This window comes from Epilithonimonas sp. (genome assembly GCF_032054305.1).
Classification (GTDB): Bacteria; Bacteroidota; Bacteroidia; order Flavobacteriales; family Weeksellaceae; genus Epilithonimonas.
This window is the reverse complement of sequence record NZ_DAMBSX010000004.1, coordinates 344661-357253: the sequence shown is the minus strand read 5'-3', so window position 1 is coordinate 357253 and position 12593 is coordinate 344661. Positions and strand designations below refer to the sequence as shown.

The window sequence follows — 12593 nt, the reverse complement described above, 5'->3', positions numbered from 1 at the left end:
TTGTGACGGCTTTATTTTTTTCTGCTCATCACCCAATCAGAATCCGTAAGATTATAGATCTTCTGGATGTCCTTCAATATTTTTTCAAAATCAATCTCAAGATCGATTATTTTCCCTGTTCTGAGGTCGAAGACCCATCCGTGAACAACAGGAAATTCTTCTAATATATAACGTTCCTGTACACACGCCATCTTGATCACATTGATGCATTGTTCCTGAACATTCAGCTCAACAAGGCGGTCGTATCTTTTGGACTCATCCCGGACAGAATCCAATTCTGCCTGATGCAACCTGTATACATCGCGGATATTTCTAAGCCACGGATTCAGGAGCCCAAGATCCTGAGAGGTCATAGCGGCTTTTACACCTCCGCAATTATAATGTCCGCAGACAATAATGTGCTTTACTTTCAAGTGTTCCACCGCATATTGTATAACAGCTGTAGAACTCATGTCCAAAGTGTTTACAACGTTGGCAATGTTCCTGTGCACAAATACTTCGCCGGGTCCCAGCCCCATCAGCTCCTCTGCCGTTGCACGACTGTCGGAACATCCGATATAGAGATATTCCGGGTGCTGAGTTTTAGCAAGCTCGTGAAAATATTCCGGGTTTTCCGAAATTTTTGATTCCACCCACTTTTTGTTGTTTTCGAAAATAGCCTTGTATGAATGTGCCATAACGATAAATTATCTTGACCTATGCAATTATTAATTTCTTTAACATCATTTTCAAAATCAATAGACTAAATCAATAATTATACAAAAATAGTAGTTTAAACCTTAAAAAAAGAATATTTAACATACTTTTAATATTGTAAGCTTAAAATTTATAAATTAAATATAACCCCGATCCGAAAGGAAGGTCTCGGTATCCGCTCAATAGCAAGGATATCGGGCATATCTGCTGCTACAGTACTTAACAGGATTCAGACTATTGCAGAAGACATTCGGTTTCCTGCTCTGTCATTTGGCAAAACATATGAAGTAGATGAAATGCGATTCTTCATCAGAAAGAAAAGCAATCCAATGTGGCTGACCTATGCGATGGACAAGACAACCTTGTCGTAGCTTTCTATATCGGCAGAAGGAACAACAAGACCCTAAATGTCGTGGTAAAAACATTACTAAATGCCAGAGCAAACAATATCTATACAGATAAACTAGGGAACTATCAATATCTGATTCCAAAAAAAATTCATATTACCAAAAAATACGGGACCAATGGAATAGAAAGAAAAAATCTCAGCATCAGAACCCACCTCAGAAGATTTGGGAGAAGAACGATCTGTTTCAGTAAAAGTATGAGAATCACACTAGTTATTCTGAAAATATATTTTTGGATATAATAAAAGCCATTAGATAATTTAAAATTGATATGAAATATCAAATAGCTCGCATCTAATTCTTATTTTTGCAAAAATTTTTGAAGTTGGTCAGAATCGCGGAACATAATGATTGGGTGATATATTGTATTCTTGGGAGTACCTTTATATACATTATCCTTTTGTCTGTTTTCCAGAGAGACGCCAATATCAAGGACTTTTTGCTGCAAAAAGTCGAAGATTCTAACAACCTTACACCTTCCTGGGTCATTATTTCTATTGTGAAATGTGTGATGACGGCTCTTTTGCTATCACAATTTGTCCCTATTGTTCCAAAGTTTTTATCTGATATTCAATTGTTTGATTTTCAAATTAATAAATTCGGATTCACGTTTCTGACATTGCTGAGTTTTGACATTGTAAGAAACATTCTGACTTTCTTTTTCTACTCTAGCATTGGAAGTGGTAAAAACCTGAAAGGTCTTACGTTGGTCTCCAGCAAATTCTATTTTTTGGAGTCAATCGCTTTTATTTTGGCATCATTTGCGCTTTACTACTTTCCGGTTGACTTAGTGAGATATTTCTATTTCATCATTGGTCTGGTTATTTTTTCTTTTATTTTGAAAAACTTAATATACTTATTCCACAAGCAATCCATTTTGCCGGAAAACTGGTATTATAAATTTTTGTATATTTGCACGCTTCAAATAGTACCGGTACTGGTACTTTGGAAGTTCTTATTTTATTAATGTAACATACACGTTATAAGATGAAAATCAAATCTATTTTAGTTTCACAGCCCGCTCCGAATGAATCGTCTCCATATTTGGAGATCGCAAAAAAAGAGAAAATCAAAATCGATTTTCGTCCATTTATTCATGTAGAGGGTGTGGATGCGAAAGAACTCAGAACTCAGAAAATAGACCTGACACAATACACAGGCGTTATTTTTACGAGTAAGAACGCAATTGATCATTATTTTCGTCTTGCTGAGGAAATGAGATTCAGTGTTCCGGATTCCATGAGATACATCTGTCAGTCAGAAGCGATTGCGAATTATCTTCAGAAACATATCGTTTACAGAAAAAGAAAGATCAGCTTTGGTGAGAAAAATTTTTCAGATCTAGCTGCATTGTTTAAAAAATATCCTTCTGAAAAATACCTTTTACCTTCTTCTGATGTTCTGGGACCAGAAATTCCTAAAGTTTTGGATGCGGCCAATGTAGATTGGACAAAAGCAATAATGTACAAAACTGTTCCAAGTGATCTAACAGATATCAATATCAAAGATTACGATATGTTGGTATTCTTCAGCCATCAGGGAATCAAATCTTTGGGAATCAATTTTCCTGATTTTAAACAAGGAGAAACCCAAATCGCTGTTTTCGGAACAACGACCCAGGCAGCTGCAGAAGAAGCCGGATTGACTGTCAACGTCATGGCACCAACCAAAGAAACGCCTTCTATGACAATGGCGATAGAAAAATACATCAAAAGCATCAATAAATAATTATTGAACACATAAATCAAAGCCGTCTTCTTTCCGAGAAGATGGTTTTTTGTTTAAATTTGTTTAAATCTGAAAATATTTTCAGGCTAATACTTTCAAATAAAATGAACGCTCCACAAGCTAAAAAAACAGATAAACTTCTCGAAATCCATAACGATAAAAGAAATGACCCTTATTTCTGGATGAACGAACGCGAAAATCCGGAAGTTATACAATATCTGGAGGAAGAAAATGCTTACACAGATTTTATAATGAAGGATACAGAAGACCTTCAGAACGATTTGTACGAGGAAATGAAATCACGATACAAAAAAGATGACGAATCTTTGCCTTATTTCTTCAATGGCTATTGGTACATCGTTCGTTATGAAGCAGGGAAAGAGTATCCGATTTTCTCAAGGAAATTTCAATCTTTGGAGAACGATGAAGAAATTTTGTTAGATGTCAATATCCTGGCGGAAGACGAAGCATTTTTCGAGACCGGAAGCATGTCTGTGAGTGTGAACAATGATATAATGGCTTATTCCACAGATAATGTTGGCAGGAGAATTTATAAGATCTATTTCAAGAATCTTAAAACTGGCGAACTTTATCCTGATGTCATCGAAAATGCAACCGGAAAAGCAGTTTGGGCAAATGACAACGAGCACGTTTTCTACATCAGAAAAGATGAAAGTCTGAGAGCTTTTCAAATCTATCGTCATAAGTTAGGAACAGACCCTAAAGAAGATGTTTTGATTTTCCACGAGGAAGATGAAACTTTTGATGTTAGTGTATTTAAAACCAAATCTTTAGAATACATTTTCATTGCTGCATCATCGACTAACGAAGATGAGATGAGATTTATTCCCGCGAATAATGTTTTTGCAGAATGGACAATTGTGCAGCCAAGAACAGAGGATCTGGAATATTCTGTGGAGCATTACGGAGATGATTTCTATATCATTACCAATGCCGATGATGCTACGAATTTCAAAATCGTGAAAACTAAGGTCAATGAACCGTCAATGGAATATTGGCAAGATTTTATTCCGCACAGGGAAAATGTTTTGTTGGAAGGTTTTGAGATTTTCAAGAATTATTTTGTCATCGAAGAACGTGAAAAAGGTCTTTTACAAATTAACATTATTGATAATCAAAATTATGGCTCCTATTATTTACCTTTCTCCGACCCAACTTACACTGCTTACATCGGAATCAATCTAGAGTTTGACACCGATATTTTGCGTTTTGGTTACACGTCATTAACCAAACCAGCTTCTACTTTCGAATATAATATGAAAGATAAAACTACCATTCTTCTGAAACAGCAGGAAGTGTTGGGCGGTAAATTCTTTTCAGAAAATTATATTTCGGAAAGAATCTGGGCAACTGCAAGAGACGGAAAAGAAATTGCGATTTCTTTGGTTTACCATAAAGACACTAAAAAATCAGCAGATACGCCATTGTTACTTTACGGTTACGGAAGTTATGGTCACACAGTTGATGCGAGTTTTTCCAGCGTAAGATTATCTCTTTTGGACAGAGGATTTATTTATGCTATTGCTCACATCAGAGGTGGCGAATATCTTGGTCGCGAATGGTATGAAGACGGGAAAATGCTTCAGAAAAAGAATACTTTTTTCGATTTCATCGATGCTGCCAAATATTTGATTTCAGAAAATTACACGTCGCCAAAACATCTTTATGCAATGGGAGGAAGTGCTGGCGGACTTCTGATGGGAGCAGTAATCAATTACAATCCGGAATTATTCAACGGGATTGTCGCTCAGGTCCCTTTTGTGGATGTTGTGACGACAATGCTGGACGAAACCATTCCTTTGACAACTGGGGAATATGACGAATGGGGAAATCCTAACGAGAAGGAATATTATGATTATATGAAATCCTATTCGCCTTACGACAACATCGAAGCTAAAGATTACCCTAATATTTTGATTACGACAGGATTCCACGATTCCCAGGTACAATATTGGGAACCAGCAAAATGGACTGCGAAGCTGAGAGATTTGAAAACAGACAACAATATCCTGATTTTCAAAACCGATATGAGTTCCGGTCACGGTGGAGCAAGTGGAAGATTCGAAAGCTTGAAAGAAATCGCTTTGGAATATGCGTTTTTGCTAAAAATCGACCAGTAACTTCTCTTTCACCTCATCTTTATATTTTCTCCCAACAGGAATCGTCAAATTATTGATTTCAATCTTGCTGGGAGAAACAGAGATAATATGACTTTTATTAATCAGAAATGAGCGATGAATTCTTACAAATTTGGATTCGGGCAATAGTTCCTGAACCGATGTCAATGTTTTAAGAACCGTGATTTCCGAATCGGTCAGTTTTATTCGGCAGTAATTTCTGAGGCTTTCCACAAAAATAATATCATTGATTTTGATTTTCCTTACACTTTTATCGACTTTCAGATTGATGTAAGAATCATCATTATTGTCCTGAATTACAGTGTCCTCTTTTAACAATTTATTCTCTTCATTCAACTTCGAATTGTTTTTTTCGAGATTTTCAATCGTCGTCAAATAAGTATAAGCTATCGGAATCATCGCCGCGATATTGATGTCCAGAGCCGTATTCATAATTTCTGACAGGATGAAAAATCCGTTATTCTTAAATTCCGGAAGAAAATTCGGTTGAATGAAATAAAGAAATAGCGGTCGCTGGATAAAAACACTTGTTAGAGCAACCAAAACGCAATACGAAATAAAGAAGCTGAAATATTTTTTCTGATTGAAAAACTTGGGGAACAGATAAAAAAGCGTGACATAAACCAACAACATCCGCGAAGGAAGACAGCAAATCTGAATCAGAATATTCCGCAAATAATTGTCATCAGAAATACCCCAAACCAATCCAAAAAACAGGACAAACGCTATCCAGTAGAAAACGTGTTTCATCCAAAACCTGGATTTGAAATGTTCAGAAAACGATGGGTTCATATTTTTAAGGTTGCTCAAATTTAATTATTTATCTGAAATTAATTTCCACAATTGTTTTTTGTACAGAATAACCTGTCGTTTGTCCAAAAGCCTTGTAATAAAGGAAAAGTAGAAATAGTTTTGTTCAAAATTCAATCTAAAAAATGAAACTTCCAATTTCTTTTTCACTTTTATTTTTGGCATTTCACTTTTCGATTTTAGGATTCGGCCAGGAAAATAAAGCCACTCTTGAAGCTGTAGAATACCTGAAACAACATCCAAAAAGCCCAAAAGATTATATCGTTTCCAAGTTCAAAAATTATCCTATTGTACTTTTAGGTGAAGACCATGCTGTGAAAGAAAATCTTGATTTCGTAAAAAGTATTATTCCGGAATTATACAAAGCTGGTGTTTACAATCTCTGTATGGAATTCGGGGCTTTTGAAAAGCAAAAAGAGTTGGATGAATTACTGAATGCAGAAATATTCGATGAAAGAAAAGCAAAAGATATGTTCTATTATTATAATGTCGGCTGGGCTTACAAAGAATATTTTGACATCTACAAAGCGGTTTGGGAATTCAATAAAACCTTAGAACCTGATGCTAGAAAATTCCGAATTGTCAATCTGAGTTATCAATACCGTTGGGAAAATTTCAAAAGTGGCGCAAGAGCGCCTGAAAATATGAAAGCCGTTTTCAATCTGGGAACGCCTGACCAATTCCGAACGGAAATCATCAAAAAGGAAATCATCAATAAAGATGAAAAAGCTTTGATCTATATGGGACACGTTCACGTTTTCACTAAATACAAAATGCCAATCCTGAAAGTGAACAACGATGATTTCTGTGATTATGATGAAGGAATGGTTGGAAATCGTCTATACAAATTAATGCCAGATAAGATTTTCAATATTATGTTTCATACGCCGATGTTTTCCAAAACGCAATACAATCCGGCATATGTTTCACCTGCGAACGGCGAATTGGAAAATGCACTTCAAAAGCTTGATTATCCACAAATTGGCTTTGATTTGATCAATACACCTGTTGGAAAACTTTCGGACAATAGTTTTTTCAGTTTCTGTCATTCCGGTTTTAAAATGGAAGATTTTTTTGATGGTTATATTTTCCTAAAACCTTTCAAAGATTTGACAGGTTGCACTTACGATGACGACTTTTTCACAGGAAAAGACTGGACTTACATTGAAAACAATTTTCCGGACCCGGACTGGAGAAAGCCTAAAAATCTTGATGAATACAAGACTGTCATCAAGAAATATGTCGATATCAAAGACCGATACAAAGATGTAATTCAGACTTCGATTCCTGATGTGAGTTCTGGCAAAATCATCAGAATCAATCAATTTCCTTCGAAATATGTTGCTCCCAGAAATGTAGATATTTGGTTGCCGGACAACTTCAATCCCAATAAAAAATACGCAGTTCTCTATATGCACGACGGGCAAATGCTTTTTGACCAAACAATCAATTGGAATAATTCCGAATGGAAAGTAGACGAAAATTATACTGAACTCAGCAAAAAAATTAAACTGAAAGACTGCATCGTTGTCGGGTTATGGAATACCGGCGCAATCCGGCATTCTGAGTATTTTCCGCAAAAGGCTTTTGAAAGTTTATCTAAAGAATTGCAAAATCAAACGCTTGAAAAATATTTCCAAGGGAAAGTTCAGTCAGATAACTATTTGAAATTCATTGTAGAAGAGGTTAAGCCTTTCATCGATAACAATTATCCAACATTGAAAAACCGAAACAATACTTACATCGCCGGTTCCAGTATGGGCGGACTGATATCGATGTATGCAATTTGTGAATATCCGGAAGTTTTCGGCAGCGCAACATGTCTTTCCACCCATTGGATTGGAATCACAGATCTTTCTAATGACGAAATTCCAATTGCGTTTGAAAATTATCTCAGGCAAAAACTTCCAAACCCGAAAACGCACAAAATCTATTTCGATCTTGGAACGGAAGGATTGGACAGTCGCTATGAAAAACATCAGAACAAAGTCGATTTGATAATGAAGGAAAAAGGTTTCAACAAAAATAACTGGACAACCAGAAAATTTGAATCAGCTGACCACAGCGAAAATTCCTGGAGCAAAAGATTCTCAATCCCATTGGAATTTCTTCTGAAAAAATAACAATCTCAATTTATTTATAAAATGAAAAAATCATTTGCAATCCTTTTACTTTTCATCAGTTTTAACTTAGTGCTTTCTCAGAAAATTGAGCGCATAGAGCCTGCCAATTGGTGGGTCGGAATGAAATATAACTCAGTCACGTTGTTGATTTATGGAAAAAACATTTCGGATTTAAAACCGACAATTTCTTATCCTGGCGTTACCATTACCGAAAACAAAACAGTGGAGAATAAAAGCTATCTGTTTCTGACCTTGCAAATCAATCCTGAAGCAAAAGCCGGAACCGTAAAAATCAAATTTTCAAAGAATAAAAAAGTTGTTCTGACCCAAGATTTTCCAATTCTTGCTCGGGAAACTAACAGCGCTAATAGAGAAAGTTACGGGTCAAAAGATGCGATTCTTCTGATTTTTCCGGACAGATTCTCAAATGGTGATGAAAAGAATGACATCGTAAAAACAACGCTGGAACAAAAACTTGACAGGAATAATGAAGACGCAAGACACGGCGGTGATATCCAGGGAATCATCAATCATTTGGATTATATCAAATCTTTGGGTTATACTCAGATCTGGAACACGCCTTTGATTGAAAATGATGAGCCAACCTATTCTTATCACGGTTATGCAGCGACAGATTTTTACAAGATTGACCCGAGATTTGGAACTAATGAAGATTTAAAAAAATTATCAACAGAAGCCAGGAAAAGAGACATTGGTTTGATTTGGGATGTTGTGCTTAATCATTGTGGTTCAGAGTATTATTTCGTCAAAGACTTGCCAGAGAAAAGTTGGATCAATTATCCGGATTCAGAAAACCGAGTAAGAACAAATCACTTAAAAACCACCATCACAGACCTCTACGCCACCGAAATTGATAAAGAAGAATATCTCAACGGCTGGTTTGATGGTCATATGGCAGACCTTAACCAGAAAAATCCTTTACTGGCAAAATATCTGACTCAGAATATCATTTGGTGGATTGAGTATGCCGGGCTTTCCGGATTGCGTGTTGACACCTATTCTTATTCTGACAAAAAATTTCTGGCTGATTGGACCAAAACCATTCTCGAAGAATATCCGAAAATGAACATCGTTGCCGAAGAAATGACAAGAAATATCGCCCAGACTTCCTATTGGCAAATCGACAAAGAAAACAGCGATGGTTACAAAAGTTATATGCCGATGATGATGGATTTTTCATTGAATGACAATATTATTACTGCACTCAATGAGAAAAGTGGTTGGTTTTCCACGTGGCGAAAAGTCTATGAAAGTGTGGCCAATGATTTTCTTTTTCCGCATCCCGGGAATCAATTGATTTTTCCTGACAATCACGATTTGGACAGATTCTACTCACGGCTCAATAAAAACTTAGAGAACTGGAAACTTGGAATTGCGATGTATATGACGATGCGCGGAACACCACAATTTTTCTATGGGACAGAAGTTCTGATGACCAATAACAAAGCCGGTAGCGACGGACAAAGAAGAAGCGATTTTTACGGCGGTTGGAAAGGCGATTCCAAAAATGCTGTAACAGAAGCAGGATTAACTGATGAAGAAAAGGAGGCCAAGAAGTACTTTTCTACTTTACTAAACTGGAGAAAAACGAGTGATGCGATTGCTAATGGAAAATTCAAACATTATGCGCCTACCAATAATGATGTTTATGTTTACTTCCGCTATACTGACAATCAAAAAGTGATGATTTTACTCAATAAAAACACTAATAAAGTAACGTTTGACCTTAGTCGATATAAAGAAATGATTCCTAATCACTTCAATGCTAATGATATTATATCCGGAAAAGATTTTAGCTTTCAGAACACAATAGATATTCCGGCAAAAACAGCAATGATTTTGGAAGTCCGGAATTAAAATTCATTTTTTGTAAATTCGCAACAAATTTACTAAAGCTCTGGTTTAAAATTTTAGCCAGAGTTTTGGTTTTAATGCCAAAGTTAAGAAGAAAACTCTGGACAAAATTTTTAAGGAAATAAAAAATGACAGAATCCGAAATCTGGAAAAAAATAGAACACTTTTTTGAAGTTAACTTTCAAACGGAGAAAAATCCGCCAATTGAAACTCTCCTATTCATTATTGGTGTCCAGGAGTTGGGAAGTGGACAACAGAAATTCACCAAAGATGACAAGGTCAATTTGGTTCACATTGCTGTTTGCAGGTTACTTGAGCCTTTTGGTTATTACAAATTCACGCATTATGAAGATGGCTGGCCACAATTTGAAAAATTGGACGACCTTCCGGAATTGAAACCCAATGAACAATCGCTATTAATGAAAAAAGCTATTATCCAATATTTTATAGATGAAGAGATTGATTTGGATTAAGATTTACTTCTCGCAGATTTGCAGATGACACAGATTTCTTTGAAGTTATTATCTGCAAAAATTCGCTTAATCTGCGAGAAAATTATTTAGAATATTTTTCTTCTAAAATATCCTCCAACTGATTCAATCCCATTTTGAAACCTTCTTCAAAACCCATTTCTATGAGCTGATTCATCTCTTCTTTAGAATTGAAATGCAGATTGAAAGTCATTCTTGTTCCCTCATCAATTCCTGTAAAGCCAATTAACCAAGCCGTTTGTGGTAAATCTGTCTTGATTTTACCCTTTTCATCTGCGAAAGCATCTGTCCAGGAAATACTTCTGTGAGGCATTATTTCGCCGTAACTCGCTAAGGCAAATTCTTTTTCTCCATTCGGACCTTTCATTGCATATAACCAAATACCATTTTCACGAAAATCCATTTTTTCCGTTTCACATGTCCACGGTTTTGGCGCCCACCATTGGTCAATCAACTCGGACTTTGTGAAGTAATCCCATAACGTGGAAACATCAGCTTGGTAAACCTTCATCACATAAACTCCGGTCTCTGAGTCCTTATTAAAAACAATTTCTGAGTTCATAACTTTTTGCTTTTTATAAATTTAATTATAAAAATCACACCAAACTTTCTTATGGCAACATATTTGATATTCACAATAATATGTTAAATCTTTCGATTTTAAGAAATATTTAATAATTACAACACGTTATTATTGTTGAGGTATTCTTAAAAAGAGTAATTTTAACTTTTCAAACTTAAAAGAACATATGAACAATAAGTTTATTCCTATTATATCTGTATTTATGACGATCTCGTTAATTGTTTTTGTTTCATTGCAGTTATATTGGATTAAAGAATTATACACTTCTCTTGAACAGGATTTCTCTAATAAAGTCTATTCGGCTTTAGAAACCTCTACTCAAAAAGTAAATCAAATCGAGGTCAACAAATATTGGAATGAGACTTATAACAATGTCGGAAAAGAAGTTTTAGCATCTAAAAATCAACCCACAAAGACTTATATCCAGCAAAGTTCTGACTCTGCCAATCGTTCAAATATCCTTTTTCAGACAAGTATCGTTGAAAAACAAAACATTCCGGTTTCAGCAAAAGGTGATACTTTATACACGACGAAGCTTTATAAGGACGAAGGACAGTTGAAACTGAAAAGAAACAATCCTGAGCCGCTGACAACCAACATCAGCCGAGACCTTGACAACAATTCTTATCAGATGAAAGAATTTGCACGTTTGAGTGCTACTAATCTTCCGATAGAAAAACGTGTTGACAGTAAGACCATTGATTCTGTCATTACCAAAGAGTTGAGATTGAAAGGGATTGATACAAAATTTGGATTTGGTGTTATCAATAAAAAAAATGACCTGACAACGGTTGCGAACAATATCTACCTAGACCAAAAAGATAAAACGAATTATACCTATCCGCTTTTTACGGACAGCAAAGACCGAACGCTTTATACTCTGGCATTGGTTTTTCCGAGGAAAGATTATTCTTTGGTAAAGCATAATTTACCAATGCTGTTGGGAACTTTCATTTCGTTATTGACTATATTAGGGATTTATATTATCTCTATCAACTATATGATGAGACAGAAAAAAATTGCGGAGATCAAGACCGATTTCATCAATAATATGTCTCACGAGTTCAAGACGCCTTTGGCAACGATTTCTGTTGCAACGGATTCTTTAGCCAATGATAAAATTGCAACTGACCCTGATAAAGTCAAATACTATTCTGGATTGATAAAACAGGAAAACCTGAGGATGAAAAAGCAGGTAGAAACGGTTCTGAATATGTCCAAACTGGAACGAAACGAAATGCCTCTTCATTTGAAAGAAACCAACGTTCGAGAACTTATAAAAAGTGTTGCCGAATCTTTCCGATTGATTGTTGACCAGAGACAAGGAACGTTAATTACAGATTTTAATGCTACGAAATATAATTTCTTAATCGATGAGTTTCATATTTCGAATGCTTTGATCAATCTTCTTGATAACGCCAACAAATATTCTCCTGAAACACCTGAAATAAAAGTTAGCACAAGAAATGAAGGAAACTGGTATGTCATCGAAATTTCCGACAAGGGAATGGGAATGGAATCGACCAATAAAAATAAAATCTTTGAAAAATTCTTCCGGGAAGAAACCGGGAATATCCATAATGTAAAAGGGCAAGGACTTGGATTGTCTTACGTGAAAAAGATTATCGAAAATCATAAAGGTCAAATCCACGTAGATTCTCACAAAGGAAAAGGAAGCACATTCACCATAAAACTTCCGATAGTTTAATTAATAATGAAAA

General features: G+C 35.6%; 11 protein-coding genes. 8 read left to right on the top strand and 3 right to left on the bottom strand.

Going from position 1 to position 12593, the window contains the following annotated elements:
* Positions 1 to 11: 11 nt before the first annotated feature.
* The gene (locus RTX21_RS10795) at positions 12 to 677 is read right to left on the bottom strand and encodes a carbonic anhydrase (protein WP_312767588.1); all 666 of its coding nucleotides are present in this window, start codon (positions 675 to 677) and stop codon (positions 12 to 14) included.
* A 350-nt stretch (positions 678 to 1027) separates the two neighbouring features.
* Here RTX21_RS10795 and RTX21_RS10790 point away from each other — a divergent pair, with 350 nt between their 5' ends.
* The 4 genes from RTX21_RS10790 (at position 1028) to RTX21_RS10775 (ending at position 4972) form a co-directional block, all read left to right on the top strand.
* Positions 1028 to 1345 (top strand): IS1 family transposase, encoded by a 318-nt coding sequence (locus tag RTX21_RS10790; protein ID WP_312767586.1) that lies wholly within the window; start codon positions 1028 to 1030, stop codon positions 1343 to 1345.
* An 83-nt stretch (positions 1346 to 1428) separates the two neighbouring features.
* Positions 1429 to 2070, top strand: coding sequence for a DUF4271 domain-containing protein (locus RTX21_RS10785; protein WP_312767584.1), 642 nt, complete (start codon positions 1429 to 1431; stop codon positions 2068 to 2070).
* A gap of 20 nt (positions 2071 to 2090) precedes the next feature.
* On the top strand, positions 2091 to 2831 hold the full coding sequence (locus RTX21_RS10780) for a uroporphyrinogen-III synthase (protein WP_312767581.1): 741 nt from the start codon (positions 2091 to 2093) through the stop codon (positions 2829 to 2831).
* Between the two features lie 104 nt (positions 2832 to 2935).
* Entirely contained in the window at positions 2936 to 4972 is a 2037-nt protein-coding gene (locus tag RTX21_RS10775) for a S9 family peptidase (protein WP_312767578.1), read from the top strand.
* On the opposite strand, the gene RTX21_RS10770 is transcribed toward RTX21_RS10775, so the two are convergent.
* Positions 4955 to 5782 (bottom strand): LytTR family DNA-binding domain-containing protein, encoded by an 828-nt coding sequence (locus RTX21_RS10770; RefSeq protein ID WP_312767575.1) that lies wholly within the window; start codon positions 5780 to 5782, stop codon positions 4955 to 4957. The genes RTX21_RS10775 and RTX21_RS10770 overlap by 18 nt on opposite strands.
* A gap of 143 nt (positions 5783 to 5925) precedes the next feature.
* Here RTX21_RS10770 and RTX21_RS10765 point away from each other — a divergent pair, with 143 nt between their 5' ends.
* The 3 genes from RTX21_RS10765 to RTX21_RS10755 all read left to right on the top strand — a co-directional run bounded on the left by RTX21_RS10765 (position 5926) and on the right by RTX21_RS10755 (position 10271).
* Positions 5926 to 7923 carry an alpha/beta hydrolase-fold protein gene (locus RTX21_RS10765; protein WP_312767573.1) on the top strand — a complete coding sequence of 666 codons (1998 nt, stop codon included), beginning with the start codon at positions 5926 to 5928 and terminating at the stop codon, positions 7921 to 7923.
* Positions 7924 to 7944: 21 nt separating this feature from the next.
* Entirely contained in the window at positions 7945 to 9801 is a 1857-nt protein-coding gene (locus tag RTX21_RS10760; protein WP_312767572.1) for a glycoside hydrolase family 13 protein, read from the top strand.
* A 125-nt stretch (positions 9802 to 9926) separates the two neighbouring features.
* Positions 9927 to 10271 (top strand): hypothetical protein, encoded by a 345-nt coding sequence (locus RTX21_RS10755; RefSeq protein ID WP_312767570.1) that lies wholly within the window; start codon positions 9927 to 9929, stop codon positions 10269 to 10271.
* Between the two features lie 82 nt (positions 10272 to 10353).
* Here RTX21_RS10755 and RTX21_RS10750 read toward each other — a convergent pair whose 3' ends face one another.
* Complete coding sequence (locus RTX21_RS10750) at positions 10354 to 10851, bottom strand: SRPBCC domain-containing protein (RefSeq protein ID WP_312767569.1); 498 nt, start codon at positions 10849 to 10851, stop codon at positions 10354 to 10356.
* A 187-nt stretch (positions 10852 to 11038) separates the two neighbouring features.
* On the opposite strand from RTX21_RS10750, the gene RTX21_RS10745 reads away from it, so the two are divergent.
* On the top strand, positions 11039 to 12580 hold the full coding sequence (locus tag RTX21_RS10745) for a HAMP domain-containing sensor histidine kinase (protein ID WP_312767567.1): 1542 nt from the start codon (positions 11039 to 11041) through the stop codon (positions 12578 to 12580).
* Positions 12581 to 12593: the final 13 nt, after the last annotated feature.